The organism is Streptomyces sp. NPDC041124, from assembly GCF_055592385.1.
This window is the reverse complement of sequence record NZ_JBVIYR010000002.1, coordinates 175,625-191,212: the sequence shown is the minus strand read 5'-3', so window position 1 is coordinate 191,212 and position 15,588 is coordinate 175,625. Positions and strand designations below refer to the sequence as shown.

Below are 15,588 nucleotides of genomic sequence, written 5' to 3'. Positions count from 1 at the left end.
GGTGCGGACCGGCGTGGCCGACCGTCTCATCGTCCGTGGAGCGCGCGAGCACAACCTCAAGAACGTCTCGCTCGACCTCCCGCGCGACTCGCTCATCGTCTTCACGGGCCTGTCGGGGTCGGGCAAGTCCTCGCTGGCCTTCGACACGATCTTCGCCGAGGGCCAGCGGCGCTACGTGGAGTCGCTCTCCTCGTACGCCCGGCAGTTCCTCGGCCAGATGGACAAGCCGGACGTCGACTTCATCGAGGGCCTCTCCCCGGCGGTCTCCATCGACCAGAAGTCGACCTCCCGCAACCCGCGCTCCACGGTCGGCACCATCACCGAGGTCTACGACTACCTGCGCCTGCTCTTCGCGCGCATCGGCAAGCCGCACTGCCCCGAGTGCTCCCGGCCGATCTCCCGCCAGTCGCCCCAGGCCATCGTCGACCGGGTCCTGCAACTGCCGGAGGGCAGCCGCTTCCAGGTGCTTTCCCCCCTGGTGCGCGAGCGCAAGGGCGAGTTCGTGGACCTCTTCTCCGACCTCCAGACCAAGGGCTACTCCCGCGCCCGCGTGAACGGCGAGACCGTCCAGCTGTCCAGCCCGCCCACGCTGAAGAAGCAGGAGAAGCACACCATCGAGGTGGTCGTCGACCGCCTCACGGTGAAGGACAGCGCCAAACGCCGCCTCACCGACTCCGTGGAGACCGCCCTCGGTCTGTCCGGCGGCATGGTCGTGCTCGACTTCGTCGACCTCCCCGAGGACGACCCCGAGCGCGAACGCATGTTCTCCGAGCACCTGTACTGCCCGTACGACGACCTGTCCTTCGAGGAGCTCGAGCCCCGCTCCTTCTCCTTCAACTCGCCCTTCGGCGCCTGCCCCGAGTGCACCGGCATCGGCACCCGCATGGAGGTCGACCCCGAGCTGATCGTCCCCGACCCGGACAAGAGCCTCGACGAGGGCGCCATCCACCCGTGGTCGCACGGCCACACCAAGGACTACTTCGACCGCCTGATCGGCGCCCTCGCCGACGCGCTGGGCTTCCGCACCGACATCCCCTTCGCGGGCCTGCCGCTGCGCGCCAGGAAGGCCCTGCTGGGCGGCCACAAGACCCAGGTCGAGGTCCGCTACCGCAACCGCTACGGGCGCGAGCGCAGGTACACCACGGCCTTCGAGGGCGCCATCCCCTTCGTCAAGCGCCGGCACAGCGAGGCCGAGAGCGACTCCAGCCGCGAGCGCTTCGAGGGCTACATGCGCGAGGTGCCCTGCCCCGCCTGTGAGGGCACCCGCCTCAAGCCCGTCGTCCTCGCCGTCACGGTCATGGGCAGGTCCATCGCCGAGGTCTCCTCGATGTCCATCAGTGACTGCGCGGACTTCCTCGGCCGGCTCAAGCTCACCGCACGCGACAAGAAGATCGCCGAGCGCGTGCTCAAGGAGGTCAACGAGCGGCTGCGGTTCCTGGTCGACGTCGGCCTGGACTACCTCTCGCTGAACCGCGCCGCGGGCACCCTCTCCGGCGGCGAGGCCCAGCGCATCCGCCTGGCGACCCAGATCGGTTCCGGACTCGTCGGCGTGCTCTACGTCCTCGACGAGCCGTCCATCGGTCTGCACCAGCGCGACAACCACCGGCTGATCGAGACCCTCGTCCGGCTGCGCGACATGGGCAACACGCTCATCGTCGTGGAGCACGACGAGGACACCATCAAGGTCGCCGACTGGATCGTCGACATCGGCCCCGGCGCCGGTGAGCACGGCGGCAAGGTCGTCCACAGCGGGTCGCTCGAGGAACTGCTGGCCAACGCCGAGTCGCAGACCGGCCAGTACCTCTCGGGCAAGAAGGCCATCCCGCTGCCCGAGATCCGCCGCCCGCACGACCCCTCGCGCCGGCTCACGGTGCACGGCGCCCGCGAGAACAACCTCCAGGACATCGACGTGTCCTTCCCGCTGGGCGTCTTCACCGCGGTCACCGGTGTGTCCGGCTCCGGGAAGTCCACGCTGGTCAACGACATCCTGTACACGCACCTGGCGCGCGAGCTGAACGGCGCCCGCAGCGTGCCCGGCCGGCACACCCGTGTCGACGGCGACGACCTCGTCGACAAGGTCGTGCACGTCGACCAGTCGCCCATCGGCCGTACCCCGCGCTCCAACCCGGCGACGTACACCGGTGTCTTCGACCACGTCCGCAAGCTGTTCGCCGAGACGACGGAGGCGAAGGTCCGCGGGTACATGCCGGGCCGGTTCTCCTTCAACGTCAAGGGCGGCCGCTGCGAGAACTGCGCGGGCGACGGCACCATCAAGATCGAGATGAACTTCCTCCCGGACGTGTACGTCCCGTGCGAGGTCTGCCACGGTGCCCGGTACAACCGGGAGACCCTGGAGGTCCACTACAAGGGCAAGTCCATCGCCGACGTCCTGAACATGCCGATCGAAGAGGCCATGCACTTCTTCGAGGCCGTCCCGGCGATCTCCCGTCACATGAAGACGCTCAACGACGTCGGCCTCGGCTACGTCCGGCTCGGCCAGGCCGCGACCACCCTGTCCGGCGGTGAGGCGCAGCGGGTGAAGCTCGCCAGCGAGCTGCAGAAGCGCTCCACCGGCCGCACGGTCTACGTCCTGGACGAGCCGACGACCGGTCTGCACTTCGAGGACATCAGCAAGCTGCTGACGGTCCTGTCGGGCCTGGTCGACAAGGGCAACACGGTCATCGTCATCGAGCACAACCTCGACGTGATCAAGACCGCCGACTGGGTCGTCGACATGGGTCCCGAGGGTGGTTCCGGCGGCGGTCTGGTCGTCGCGGAGGGCACGCCCGAGCAGGTGGCCGGTGTTCCGGCCAGCCACACGGGCAAGTTCCTGCGGGACGTCCTCGGCGCGGAGCGGATCAGCGACGCCGCCCAGGTGAGTGCCCCGCGCAGGAAGGCGGCGAAGAAGACGGCCGCCGCCAAGGCGGGCGCCCGGAAGACCGCCACCGAGGCCGTCGACAGCACGCCGGCCCGGAAGACGGCCACCAAGGCCGCCGCGAAGAAGACGACGCGGGCTGCCAAGGCCTGACCGGCACCGACCGCGCGGACACGCGCCGTACCACGGACTGGGCTCACGCCCCGTGGCACGGCGCGTGTCCGCGCTCACACCCCCATCGCCTCCAGTTCGCGCGCGTACGGCGGTTCCGCGCCCGACCGGGAGCAGGTGATCGCCGCCGCGCGCGCCGCGAGGCCGAGCAGGTCCCGCCAGCCCTCCGGGCCCAGCGCGGCGACTCCCTCCGCGCTGAGCGCGTCGCGGGCCGCCAGACCGTGCAGCAGTGCCGCGTTCACCGTGTCACCGGCACCGATCGTGTCGACCACCTCGACCCGCTCACCGGGCACCGAGTACGCACGGCCGTCCCGGGTGTAGGCGCTCAGCCCGTCACCGCCCCGGGTGACCACGACCGCCGCCGGGCCGGCCGCCGTCCACTCGCGCGGGGACCCGCCGAGCCAGTCGGCGTCCTCCTCGGAAAGCTTCAGCAGCGACACCGACGGCAGCCAGCGGTGGAACCGGTCCCGGTAGGCGTCGGCGTCCGGTATCAGGCCCGCCCGGATGTTCGGGTCCAGTGCCGTGAACACACCCCGGGCGGACGTGGCGCGCATCAGCTCCTCGTAGGCGCTCGCCCCGGGCTCCAGCACCAGCGAGCACGTGCCGAAGGAGACCGCGCGGGTGCCGGCCGGCAGGGTCCCCGGCGCCGTGAACAGCCGGTCGGCGGTCCCCTCCACGTAGAAGGAGTACGCCGCCGAGCCGCCCGCGTCGACCGTCGCCACGGCGAGCGTCGTCGGTTCGTCGCCGCGCTGCACCGACGACACGTCCACGCCGGTCTCCCGCAGCCGCTCCAGCAGCGCCTCGCCGAAGGCGTCACGGGACACCCGGGAGCAGAAGGCGGTGGGGGAGCCCAGGCGGCCCAGCGCCACCGCCGTGTTGAACGGCCCGCCGCCGAGCGCCGGCGTCAGCGCCGCGAGCGCGCCCGGGCCGCGCGGTACCAGGTCGATCAGTGCCTCACCGGCTACGACGATCACGAGGGGGTCCCTTCTCCGGGGCGGTCGGGGCAGCCGCAGGACGTGCGGTGCACGAAGACGCAGGGGAGCTGTTCGGTCCGCGCGGGCAGGCCCGGTTCGGCGAGGCGCTCCAGGAGCATGCCCACGGCCCGGGCACCGATCTCCCTGCTGGGCTGGGCGACGGCCGTGAGGCGGGGGGAGAACACGTCCGCCCAGGGGAAGTCGTCGAAGCAGCACAGGGCGATGTCCCCGGGCACGGACAGGCCGTGGTCCCGCAGGGCGTGCAGCGCGCCGATCGTCATGGCGTTGTTGGCCGTGATCAGCGCGGTGGGGCGGGCGCCGAGGGCCAGGAGGCCGGCGGTGGCCCGCCGCGCCCCCGGTGTCCGGGAGTCGCCGTGCACCAGCAAGAGCTCGTCGTACGGCAGACCGGCCGCCGCCAGCCCTTCGCGGTAGCCGGTGATCCGCTCGTCGGTCGTGCTGAGTCCCGGCAGGCCGGCGACCAGGGCGATGCGGCGGTGGCCGCGTCGGGCGAGGTGGGTCACCAGGCGGGCCGTCGGCTCCGCGGACTCGGCGCGCACCTGGTCGAAGCGGGGGCCGTCACCGGCCCGGGGCGCCTCGACCAGCCGGTCCAGGAACACGGCGGGCACGCGGTGGCGCCCGAGGTAGGCGAGCAGTTCGCGAGGGTCGGGGGAGGGGGCGACGATCATGCCGTCCACGCGGCGCTCGTGGAGGAGCTGGACGACCGTGCGTTCGTGCCGTGGATCGTCGTGCGGGTCGGCGATGAGGAGGCCGTAGCCGTGGTCCAGGGCCGCGGCCTCGACGCCCTGGAGGATCTCCGTGAAGTAGGGGTTACTGATGGCGGAGACGGCCAGGCCGATCGAGCGGGTGCGGGAGGTGACCAGGGAGCGGGCGAGGGTGTTGGGGGTGTAGCCGAGTTCCTCGACGGCGTCGAGGACGGCTCGGCGGGTGTGGGGGCGTACCGGGCGCGTGTCGTTCAGGACGTGGGAGACGGTGGCGACGGAGACGCCCGCGCGGCGGGCGACGTCCGTCATGGTTGCCATGGTGGTGTTCCCTCCGTTCCCGTTCCCGTTTTTCGAACCCGGCCGCTCCGCGAGTCCGGTGGGGGACGGTACCCCATGCGGTGGGAACGCGTAAACGCTTGCGCAAGCGTTTACGCCAGTGCCGCGAGGGGTGGGGCGAGAGGGCGGGTGCGGGGTCGGTATCGTCGTGGGCAGTTGTGTGCGTCTTGTCTGAACAGGGGAGATCCATGTCCGGCCGGCCCGTCGCGAGTCGTCGTACCGTTCTGCGGGGAGCCGCGCTCGCTCCCGTCGCCGGGCTGGGGCTCGCCGCGTGCGCGGGCGGGGGTGACGACAGGGCCGCTCCGCTGAGCGGGCCGGTCGAGCTCGGTCCGGAGAGCGAGGTCGCCGCGGGGGGCGCGAAGCTGTACCGGGACCACCGGGTGGTGGTCAGCCGCGGCGAGGACGGCACCCTCCAGGCTTACGACACCCTCTGCACGCACGCGGGCTGCCCCATCAACAAGCTGGACGGGACGAGGCTGATCTGCCCCTGCCACGGCAGCGAGTTCGACGTCACCACCGGCAAGGTGCTGCGCGAGCCGGCCGTGGCGCCCCTGAAGCGGCTGACCGTCGAGGTGAAGAACGGCACGATGGTCGCCGCCCCGCAGGCCTGACCGGCGTCACTCCCACTCCCAGGCGATGCCCAGGTAACCCGGCCGCACGCGCGGTTCCACGAGGTGCACCGAGCGGTGCCGCCCCCGGAGCGGCAGCTCCTGGCGTCCTCCGCGCGGTGCCGCCGCCGAATGCTGGGCGAACCGGTGGCAGCGCACCGGGACCGCACCGGAGTCGAAGCACACCTGGAGCGCGTACTGGCCGCCGGGGGAGCCCGCCCCGCGCACGTACTCGCGGGAGACCCCGGCCGTGCCGTCCTCGACCGCGTAACGGAAGAGGAACGTGTCGCCCGCCCGCAGCCGGGTGTCGAAGAGCAACTCGGCCGCGAGCACACCGGTGTCGTGGTGCCGGCGGACGCGCCCGGTGCGGCAGTTCTCCAGGGCGTGCACGGCCATCCGCTCCGGCGCGGAGCCGGGATCGCCGTGGTGGACGGCCACGTAGCGGTCGACGCCGTCCCGGTGCGCGCGCACGATGTGGTGCGACTCGCACTCCGCCAGCTCCCGGCGCGCTCCGATCCGTACCCGCTCGTGGTGCCCGAGGGTGTGCAGCCCGCCGTCGCGCGGGGTGCCGAAGTCGGCCAGCAGGCGTTCCAGGGCACCCGAGGCCGCCACCAGGGAGCGGTAGGAATGGCCGGGGGAGCGGCGGTCCGCGGCGCGTTCCTCCGACTCCGCGAGCAGCCGGATCAGTGACTCCTCCGGAAGCTGCAGGATCTCCTCCAGCGCGCGCACCGCGCGCAGCGACTCCGGACGCTGCGGACGCCGGGCGCCCTGCTGCCAGTAACTCAGGCTGGTGACGCCCACCTTCACGCCGTAGCGCGACAGATGGTGCTGCACCCGTTGCAGCGGCAGTCCCCGCGCGGCTATCGCGGCGCGCAGGGCGACGTGGAACGGACCGCCCCGCAGGGCCGAGTCCAGTTCCGCGGTGGCGACGTCCGCGTGCTGTGTGGCGTGCGGCATGCAGGGGCCTCTCTGTGTATGTCCACAACGGCTGGTCAGACCGTTCGCGCGGGGCACCCCGGAGCCCGCCCCCGTCGGCGGGGCCGGACCTTCACATCCGTACGCCGACGTTCAGGCCCCGAGTTCCCCCGCATTGAAGCGTGTTGACCAAGTCCCGACAACACCTGACGCCCAACAGCGGCGCGCACGTGCCGGGGGCCGTGCCGGCCAGGAGGCCGGCACGGCCCCCGGGGCACGTACCGTGATGCGCTTTTCGTCCGTCTTCGAACCGCCGGAACCGCCGGAACCGCCGGAACCGCCGGAACCGCTACCGGGTCACGACCCGCCGGTCCCGTCCTGGTCCCGCGGAGTGGACCGCAGGCGCTTGGCGCGCACGATGTCCGGGTCGCGCGGGTCGAGGGACTGGGGAAGCCCGTACCGGTCGTCCGCGTACCGGCGGGACCGGGCCGACCGTCGTGGTTTCTCGATCCGCGTCTGTCGCATCCGACCAGCCCTCCGACTCGTGACCGCCCTCGTGGCCGCCCCCGCGACCGGCTGCCGATCTCCCGGGGGACGGACCCCCCACCTTCCCGCTTCGCACCCGCCGTAACCCCTCCGCGGCGCACCGGACCCCTGTCCGTCCACGGGCCCGCCGCGGTGTCGGTCCCCGCCAGTAGGGTGTGAGACATGGCCGACCCCTCCAGCTACCGCCCCGAACCGGGTGAGATCCCCGACTCACCGGGGGTCTACCGGTTCCGCGACGAGCACCGCCGGGTGATCTACGTCGGAAAGGCGAAGAGCCTGCGCCAACGCCTGGCGAATTACTTCCAGGACCTGGCCGGGCTGCACCCCCGCACGCGTTCCATGGTGACCACGGCCGCGTCCGTGGAGTGGACCGTGGTGTCCACGGAGGTCGAGGCGCTCCAGCTGGAGTACTCCTGGATCAAGGAGTACGACCCCCGGTTCAACGTCAAGTACCGCGACGACAAGAGCTACCCGTACCTCGCGGTGACGATGAACGAGGAGTTCCCGCGCGTGCAGGTGATGCGCGGTCACAAGAAGAAGGGTGTGCGCTACTTCGGCCCGTACGCGCACGCCTGGGCGATCCGCGACACCGTGGACCTGATGCTGCGCGTCTTCCCGGTGCGCACCTGCTCGGCCGGGGTGTTCAAGAACGCCGCCCGCACCGGCCGGCCGTGTCTGCTCGGCTACATCGACAAGTGCTCGGCGCCCTGCGTCGACCGCGTGTCCGCCGAGGACCACCGTGAACTGGCCGAGGAGTTCTGCGACTTCATGGCCGGCCGCACGGGCACCTACCTCCGCCGTCTGGAACGGCGGATGACGGAGGCGGCCGAGGAGATGGAGTACGAGCGGGCCGCGCGCCTGCGCGACGACATCGGCGCCCTGAAGAAGGCCATGGAGAAGAACGCGGTCGTGCTCGCCGACGCGACCGACGCCGACCTGATCGCGGTCGCCGAGGACGAGCTGGAGGCGGCCGTCCAGATCTTCCACGTGCGCGGCGGACGCGTGCGCGGTCAGCGCGGCTGGGTCACCGACAAGGTCGAGGAGATCACCACCGGCGCCCTGGTCGAGCACGCCCTGCAGCAGCTCTACGGCGAGGAGACCGGAGACGCGGTCCCCCGGGAGGTCCTGGTCCCCGCCCTGCCGGACCCGGTGGAACCGGTCCAGCAGTGGCTGACCGAGCGGCGCGGCTCGGGCGTGTCCCTGCGCATCCCGCAGCGCGGCGACAAGAAGTCCCTGATGGAGACCGTGGAGCGCAACGCCCAGCAGGCGCTCGTGCTGCACAAGACCAAGCGCGCCTCCGACCTCACCACGCGTTCGCGCGCGCTGGAGGAGATCACCGACGCACTGGAGCTGGACAGCGCCCCGCTGCGGATCGAGTGCTACGACATCTCGCACCTCCAGGGCGACGACGTGGTGGCCTCCATGGTGGTCTTCGAGGACGGACTGGCCCGCAAGAGCGAGTACCGCCGCTTCCAGATCAAGGGCTTCGCCGGGCAGGACGACGTCCGTTCGATGCACGAGGTGATCACCCGCCGCTTCCGGCGCTACCTGGCGGAGAAGGAACGGACGGGGGAGTGGACCGACGGTGAGGACCCGGGTGCCGGCACGCCGGACGGTGGGCTCGCCGAGCCGCCCGGGAACACGCTCACCGAGGACGACGGCCGCCCCCGGCGGTTCGCCTACCCGCCGCAGCTCGTGGTGGTCGACGGCGGCGCCCCCCAGGTCGCGGCGGCCCGGCGGGCGCTGGACGAACTCGGCATCGACGACATCGCCGTGTGCGGGCTCGCCAAGCGTCTGGAGGAGGTCTGGGTGCCGGGCGACGACGACCCGGTGGTGCTGCCCCGCAGCAGCGAGGGCCTCTACCTGCTCCAGCGGGTCCGTGACGAGGCGCACCGCTTCGCGATCACCTACCAGCGCACCAAGCGTGCCAAGCGTTTCCGCGCCAGCCCCCTGGACGACGTGCCCGGCCTCGGCGAGACGCGCAAGCAGGCGCTGCTCAAGCACTTCGGTTCGTTGAAGAAGCTGCGATCGGCGACAATCGACCAGATCTGCGAGGTTCCGGGCATAGGCCGCAAGACGGCCGAGACGATCGCCGGGGCCCTCGCGCGGGCGGCACCCGCCGCCCCCGCCGTGAACACGGCCACGGGCGAGATCATGGATGACATGGAAGAACCCGGGCAGGCGACGGGTTCTCCCGGGGAGCCCGTGTCCACGGGCGCCCCGGACGAACGACGGGGGCAGGAACGATGAACGAGCACGAGACGGGACCCGCGGCGGAGCAGGACGGGGCCCGGCAGCACACGGGCGGGACCGAGACGCGCGGGAGCGCCCGACGGAACGACGGAGCACAGGTGGAAACGGGCAAGGACATGGCCGGGGTGCCCGAGGCGGGCATCCCCGAGCTGGTGATCATCTCCGGCATGTCCGGGGCGGGCCGCTCGACGGCCGCGAAGTGTCTGGAGGACCTTGGCTGGTTCGTCGTGGACAACCTGCCACCCGCCCTGATCACCACCATGGTGGAGCTCGGCGCGCGTTCCCAGGGCAACGTGGCGCGGATCGCGGTCGTCGTCGACGTCCGCGGCCGGCGCTTCTTCGACAACCTGCGCGAATCCCTCGCCGACCTCGACGGGCGGGGCGTGACCCGGCGGACGGTCTTCCTGGAGTCCTCCGACGACGCCCTGGTCCGCCGCTTCGAGTCCGTGCGCCGTCCGCACCCCCTCCAGGGCGACGGCCGGATCGTCGACGGCATCGCCGCCGAGCGGGAGCTGCTGCGCGAGCTGCGCGGCGACGCCGACCTGGTGATCGACACCTCCAGCCTCAACGTGCACGAACTGCGCGCCAAGATGGACGCCCAGTTCGCCGGCGAGGAGGAGCCCGAGCTGCGGGCCACCGTCATGTCCTTCGGCTTCAAGTACGGCCTCCCGGTCGACGCCGACCTGGTCGTGGACATGCGGTTCCTGCCCAACCCCCACTGGGTCCCCGAGCTGCGCCCGTACACCGGCCTCAACGAGGAGGTGGCGTCGTACGTCTTCAACCAGCCCGGCGCCAAGGAGTTCCTCGACCGGTACGCCGAGATGCTGCGGCTGATCGCCGCGGGCTACCGCCGCGAGGGCAAGCGCTACGTGACCATCGCGGTCGGCTGCACCGGCGGCAAGCACCGCTCGGTCGCCATGTCGGAGAAGCTCGCCGCCCGGCTCGTCGCCGAGGGTGTGGAGACGGTGGTCGTCCACCGGGACATGGGACGGGAATGACACGACGTACTCCGCGGCTGAGCCGGCTGCGCAGAGCGCTCCCCGAGGGCCGCGCCGGCCGCCCGGTCGAGAGCCGTGGCGCCAGACCCCGCCGCAGGGGCGCCCAGCCCAAGGTCGTCGCCCTCGGCGGCGGCATGGGCCTGTCCGCCTCACTCGCCGCCCTGCGCCGGATCACCGGTGACCTCACCGCCGTCGTCACCGTCGCCGACGACGGCGGCTCCAGCGGACGCCTGCGCGACGAACTGGGTGTGCTGCCCCCCGGTGACCTGCGCAAAGCGCTGGCCGCGCTGTGCGGGGACGACGACTGGGGACAGACCTGGGCCCGCGTCATCCAGCACCGCTTCCAGTCCCAGGGCGACCTGCACGAGCACGCGGTCGGCAATCTGCTGATCGTCGCCCTGTGGGAGCAGCTCGGCGACCACGTCCAGGCCCTGGACCTGGTGGGCCTGCTGCTCGGCGCGCACGGGCGGGTGCTGCCCATGTCCGCCGTGCCGCTGGAGCTCCAGGCCCTGGTCAGGGGGCACGACCCGGAGCGGCCGGAGGAGATCGACACGGTCCGCGGTCAGGCCACCGTCGCCCTCACCCCCGGCGAGGTGCAGTCCGTGCACCTCGTGCCGAACGACCCGCCGGCCGTGCCCGAGGCGGTGGAGGCGGTCCTCGACGCGGACTGGGTGGTGCTCGGCCCCGGCTCTTGGTTCTCCTCGGTCATCCCGCACCTGCTCGTGCCGGACCTGCTGGACGCCCTCGTCGAGACGAAGGCGCGCCGGGTACTCTCGCTGAACCTCGCGCCGCAGCCGGGAGAAACCGAGGGCTTCTCCCCGCAGCGTCATTTGGAGGTTTTGGGACGACACGCCCCTAAACTCGCCCTGGACGTGGTGCTGGCCGACGAGGCCGCCGTGCCCGACCGCGACGTGCTCACCGATGCCGCCAAGCGGTTCGGGGCCGCGGTCGAGCTGGCCCCCGTGGCCCGGACCGACGGAAGCCCCCGGCACGACCCGGAGCTGTTGGCCGCCGCGTACGACCGTATTTTCCGGATGCATGGAAGGATCGGCCCATGGCGATGACGGCAGCGGTGAAGGACGAGATCAGCCGGCTCCCCGTCACCCGTACCTGCTGCAGAAAGGCGGAGGTCTCCGCCATTCTGCGGTTCGCCGGCGGCCTCCACCTGGTGAGCGGGCGCATCGTGATCGAGGCGGAGCTGGACACCGCGATGGCGGCGCGCCGGCTCAAGCGGGACATCCTGGAGATCTTCGGCCACAGCTCCGAACTGATCGTGATGGCCCCGGGCGGTCTGCGCCGCGGTTCGCGCTACGTCGTCCGGGTGGTCGCGGGCGGGGACCAGCTGGCCCGCCAGACCGGGCTGGTGGACGGCCGGGGACGCCCGATCCGCGGTCTGCCCCCGCAGGTGGTCTCGGGGGCCACCTGCGACGCCGAGGCGGCCTGGCGCGGCGCCTTCCTGGCCCACGGCTCCCTCACCGAACCCGGCCGCTCCTCCTCCCTGGAGGTGACCTGTCCCGGTCCCGAGGCGGCGCTCGCCCTGGTCGGCGCCGCCCGCCGGCTGCACATCGCCGCCAAGGCGCGCGAGGTGCGCGGGGTGGACCGGGTCGTGGTGCGCGACGGCGACGCGATCGGCGCGCTGCTCACCCGGCTGGGTGCCCACGAGTCGGTGCTGGCCTGGGAGGAGCGCCGGATGCGCCGTGAGGTGCGCGCCACGGCGAACCGGCTGGCCAACTTCGACGACGCCAACCTGCGCCGCTCCGCCCGCGCGGCCGTCGCCGCCGGCGCCCGGGTCCAGCGCGCGCTGGAGATCCTCGCCGACGACGTGCCCGAGCATCTCGCCGCGGCCGGCCGGCTGCGCATGGAGCACAAGCAGGCATCCCTGGAGGAGCTGGGCGCGCTCGCCGACCCGCCGCTCACCAAGGACGCGGTGGCGGGCCGGATCCGCCGTCTGCTGGCCATGGCCGACAAGCGCGCCTCCGACCTCGGCATCCCGGGCACGGAGGCCAACATCGGCGAGGAGCTGGAGGACAAGCTCGTCGTCTGACGCCGGTTCAGGAGACCGGCGCCGTCGCCCGCCCGGGTGGACGGCGCCGGTTCCCGTGTGTCGTGATGGCGCCCTTGACTCGATCATGTTGTGTCATGAGCCTGGCATCTGTTCGCCGCCGTGGCGGACCGCACCCAGGGGGGCTCATGAGACACAGAGCGAGATCGATCCTCGCTGTCGGCACGCTCCTGATCGGCGGAGCGGGCTTAGCACCCATCGCGCAGGCACAGCCCGGCACCCCCGCGGCCTCCGACTCCGAGGAGGTCAAGGTCTTCCGCGCCGACATCCGCCAGGAGCAGGTACCCCTGCTGCTCGCGGCCGGGCAGGACGGCCACGAACTCGGTGAGCGGGTGCCCGACGAGGGCACCGCCACCGTCGAGGTCTACCTCACCGACGGACAGGCCCAGAAGCTCGAGCAACGGGGCGTCGACCTCACCGAGCACACCCTCTCCACCCGCGCGGAGACCCGGGTCGAGGACGCCGCCGAGGGCGTGTTCCGCCCCTACAGCGGAAAGGGCGGCCTCAGGGAGGAGATCCTGCGCACCGCCCGGGAGCACCCCGGCCTCACCAAGGTCGTCTCCATCGGGAAGACGGTGCGGGGCAAGGACATCCTCGCCCTGAAGCTCACCAGGAAGGCCAGGAAGACCAAGGACGGCTCCCGGCCCGCCGTCCTCTACATGTCCAACCAGCACGCGCGCGAGTGGATCACACCGGAGATGACCCGGCGGCTGATGCACCACTACCTGGACTCCTACCGGTCGGACAAGCGGATCAAGAAGCTCGTCGACACCACCGAGCTGTGGTTCGTCCTCTCCGCCAACCCGGACGGCTACGACTACACGTTCGCCGACGACGCCAACCGCCTCTGGCGCAAGAACCTCCGCGACGTCAACGGCGACGGCGCCATCAGCACCGGCGACGGCGTCGACCTCAACCGCAACTTCCCCTACAAGTGGGGTTACGACGACGAGGGCTCGTCCCCCAACCCCACCAGCCAGACCTACCGCGGCGCGTCCCCCGGCTCCGAGCCCGAGACCAAGGCCATCGACGCCTTCCAGAAGCGCATCGGCTTCGCCTACGGCATCAACTACCACTCCGCCGCCGAACTCCTCCTCTACGGGGTCGGCTGGCAGGTGGCCACGCCCACCCCCGACGACGTCCTCTACGAGGCCCTCGCCGGCACCCCGGACAACTCCGCGATCCCCGGCTACCACCCGCAGCTCTCCTCCGAGCTGTACACCACCAACGGCGAGGCCGACGGCCACGCGGCCAACGTCAACGGCATGGCGATGTTCACCCCCGAGATGTCGACCTGCCAGACCGTGTCCGACGCCGACCCCGATGACGAGTGGAACGCGCGCGACTGCCGGTCCGGCTTCAACTTCCCCGACGACGAGAAGCTGATCCAGCAGGAGTTCGCCAAGAACATCCCGTTCGCGCTCTCCGTCGCCGAGTCCGCCGCCCGCCCCGACCGGCCGTCCTCCGCGGTCGGCCTGGAGGCCGCGGACTTCACCCCGGCCGCCTTCACCACGTCGTTCGCCCGGGGCGCCGACCAGGAGGTGTCCGTCGTCGCCCGCAAGTCGGTGCGCGACAAGGAGCTCAAGTACCGCGTCAACGGCGGCCGTACGCACGAGGCCGGCCTGAGGCCCTGGAAGGGCGGCGAGCGGTACGGCGGTGAGGACAACCTCCACTTCGACGAGTACCGGGCCGAGGTCAGGCACGCCCGGCCCGGCGACACGGTCGAGGTGTGGTTCACCGGCGAGGCCCGCCGCGGCACGAAGGTGTCCAGCGAGCGCTTCACCTACACCGTCGCCGAACGCCCCCGCGCGGACGTCCTGGTCGTCTCCGAGGAGGGCGCGAAGGCCACGCGGACCCAGCTGTACGTGGACGCGCTCGAGGCGAACGGCCACCGCGCCGCCGTCTGGGACGTCGCCGAGCGGGGCGCCCCGGACGCCCTCGGTGTGCTGAGCCATTTCCGCACGGTCGTCCACCACACCGGTGCGGCCACCCCCGGCATCGCCACCCAGCTCCAGCTGCGGGCCCATCTCAACGAGGGCGGCCGGCTGATCGAGGCGGGGGAGCAGGCCGGCGGCAGCGTCGACCTCGGCGGAGGAACCCTCTCCAACGACTTCAGCCAGTACTACCTGGGCGCCTACAACCGCACCTCCACCCCGGGAGTCACCGGGTTCACCGGCGCCGGCGCACTGGACGGCGTCACCGGGCCGCTCGGCGACACGCCCGGCAACCCGCTGGACCGGGCCGGCACCTACGCCGTCACCTCCGACGAACTGCCCGCCGACCGGTACCCGCTGTTCGCGAGCGCCGGAGCCGGACAGTACCCCGGCACGGTCAGCCCGTACGGGCCGTACGCCGGCTCGTACATGGCCGCCGCCGTGCACACCGACGACGGCTACAAGCGCCTCACCCGCACGGTCGACCTGACGGACGTCACGGCGGCCGAGCGGCCCGCCCTGCGCACCCGGCTGCTGTGGGACACCGAGCCCGGCTACGACCACGTCCTCGTCGAGGCCCACACGGCCGGCGCCGGGGACTGGACGACCCTGCCGGAGGCCGGCGGCGCCACCCGCGCCACCGTGCCCACCGAGTGCGAGGCCGGGTTCTACATGAGCGGGCACCCCTGGCTGGCGCACTACCTGACGCTGTCCGACGAGGGCTGCGCCGCGACCGGCACCACCGGTTCCTGGAACAGTCTGACCGGGTCCTCCGGCGGCTGGCGGCAGGTGGAGTTCGACCTGAGCGCCTACGCCGGGAAGACGGTCGAGGTGTCCCTCGCCTACGTCACCGACCCGGGCAGCGGCGGCCGGGGCGTCCTCGCCGACGAGGCCTCCCTGGTCGTCGGCGGTACGGCCACCCGGACCGAGGGTTTCGAGACATCCCTCGGCGTGTGGAAGGCGGCCGGACCGCCCGCCGGCAGCCCGGCCGTGCTGAAGGACTGGACCCGCACCGGAGCGCTGTTCCGCACCCACGCGGCGGTCACCACCGATGACACGGTGCTGCTGGGCTTCGGCCTGGAGCACCTCACCTCCGCGGCCGACCGGGCCGCGCTGCTCGGCAAGGCGCTGGACGCCCTGGACGGGTGACACCGGACGTCGCACGGATCGGCGATCCGTAGCGGAATGGGGTGA

The 15,588-nt window shown here is 72.1% G+C and carries 11 protein-coding genes; 7 read left to right on the top strand and 4 right to left on the bottom strand.

Annotated elements, in window-relative coordinates; genetic code table 11:
* Positions 1–13: 13 nt before the first annotated feature.
* Positions 14–3,028: an excinuclease ABC subunit UvrA gene (gene uvrA, locus ACZ6A9_RS05250; protein ID WP_468978685.1), complete on the top strand. Its 3,015-nt coding sequence runs from the start codon at positions 14–16 to the stop codon at positions 3,026–3,028.
* Between the two features lie 74 nt (positions 3,029–3,102).
* Here the strand turns inward: uvrA and ACZ6A9_RS05245 are convergent, their stop codons facing one another.
* Together ACZ6A9_RS05245 and ACZ6A9_RS05240 are read right to left on the bottom strand one after the other, a co-directional pair.
* Positions 3,103–4,020: a carbohydrate kinase family protein gene (locus ACZ6A9_RS05245; protein ID WP_468978680.1), complete on the bottom strand. Its 918-nt coding sequence runs from the start codon at positions 4,018–4,020 to the stop codon at positions 3,103–3,105.
* Entirely contained in the window at positions 4,017–5,060 is a 1,044-nt protein-coding gene (locus tag ACZ6A9_RS05240; RefSeq protein WP_468978675.1) for a LacI family DNA-binding transcriptional regulator, read from the bottom strand. Before ACZ6A9_RS05240 ends, ACZ6A9_RS05245 begins: the two co-directional genes overlap by 4 nt.
* Before the next feature lie 206 nt (positions 5,061–5,266).
* Here ACZ6A9_RS05240 and ACZ6A9_RS05235 point away from each other — a divergent pair, with 206 nt between their 5' ends.
* Positions 5,267–5,689 (top strand): Rieske (2Fe-2S) protein, encoded by a 423-nt coding sequence (locus tag ACZ6A9_RS05235; protein WP_468978670.1) that lies wholly within the window; start codon positions 5,267–5,269, stop codon positions 5,687–5,689.
* A gap of 6 nt (positions 5,690–5,695) precedes the next feature.
* Here the strand turns inward: ACZ6A9_RS05235 and ACZ6A9_RS05230 are convergent, their stop codons facing one another.
* Together ACZ6A9_RS05230 and ACZ6A9_RS05225 are read right to left on the bottom strand one after the other, a co-directional pair.
* A complete protein-coding gene (locus tag ACZ6A9_RS05230; RefSeq protein ID WP_468978667.1) occupies positions 5,696–6,643 on the bottom strand; it encodes a hypothetical protein in 948 nt (315 codons plus the stop codon).
* 315 nt (positions 6,644–6,958) lie between these two features.
* Positions 6,959–7,126 carry a hypothetical protein gene (locus tag ACZ6A9_RS05225; protein WP_468978664.1) on the bottom strand — a complete coding sequence of 56 codons (168 nt, stop codon included), beginning with the start codon at positions 7,124–7,126 and terminating at the stop codon, positions 6,959–6,961.
* Positions 7,127–7,309: 183 nt separating this feature from the next.
* Between ACZ6A9_RS05225 and uvrC the strand changes: the two genes are divergently transcribed.
* The 5 genes from uvrC to ACZ6A9_RS05200 all read left to right on the top strand — a co-directional run bounded on the left by uvrC (position 7,310) and on the right by ACZ6A9_RS05200 (position 15,543).
* Complete coding sequence (uvrC, locus tag ACZ6A9_RS05220) at positions 7,310–9,397, top strand: excinuclease ABC subunit UvrC (protein WP_468978658.1); 2,088 nt, start codon at positions 7,310–7,312, stop codon at positions 9,395–9,397.
* The gene (rapZ, locus tag ACZ6A9_RS05215; RefSeq protein WP_468978653.1) at positions 9,394–10,398 is read left to right on the top strand and encodes an RNase adapter RapZ; all 1,005 of its coding nucleotides are present in this window, start codon (positions 9,394–9,396) and stop codon (positions 10,396–10,398) included. The genes uvrC and rapZ overlap by 4 nt, the downstream gene beginning before the upstream one ends.
* Positions 10,395–11,462 carry a gluconeogenesis factor YvcK family protein gene (locus ACZ6A9_RS05210; RefSeq protein ID WP_468978650.1) on the top strand — a complete coding sequence of 356 codons (1,068 nt, stop codon included), beginning with the start codon at positions 10,395–10,397 and terminating at the stop codon, positions 11,460–11,462. The genes rapZ and ACZ6A9_RS05210 overlap by 4 nt, the downstream gene beginning before the upstream one ends.
* Positions 11,453–12,442, top strand: coding sequence for a DNA-binding protein WhiA (whiA, locus tag ACZ6A9_RS05205; protein ID WP_190095808.1), 990 nt, complete (start codon positions 11,453–11,455; stop codon positions 12,440–12,442). The genes ACZ6A9_RS05210 and whiA overlap by 10 nt, the downstream gene beginning before the upstream one ends.
* 146 nt (positions 12,443–12,588) lie before the next feature.
* Positions 12,589–15,543 carry a M14 family metallopeptidase gene (locus tag ACZ6A9_RS05200; protein WP_468978647.1) on the top strand — a complete coding sequence of 985 codons (2,955 nt, stop codon included), beginning with the start codon at positions 12,589–12,591 and terminating at the stop codon, positions 15,541–15,543.
* Positions 15,544–15,588 lie beyond the last annotated feature (45 nt).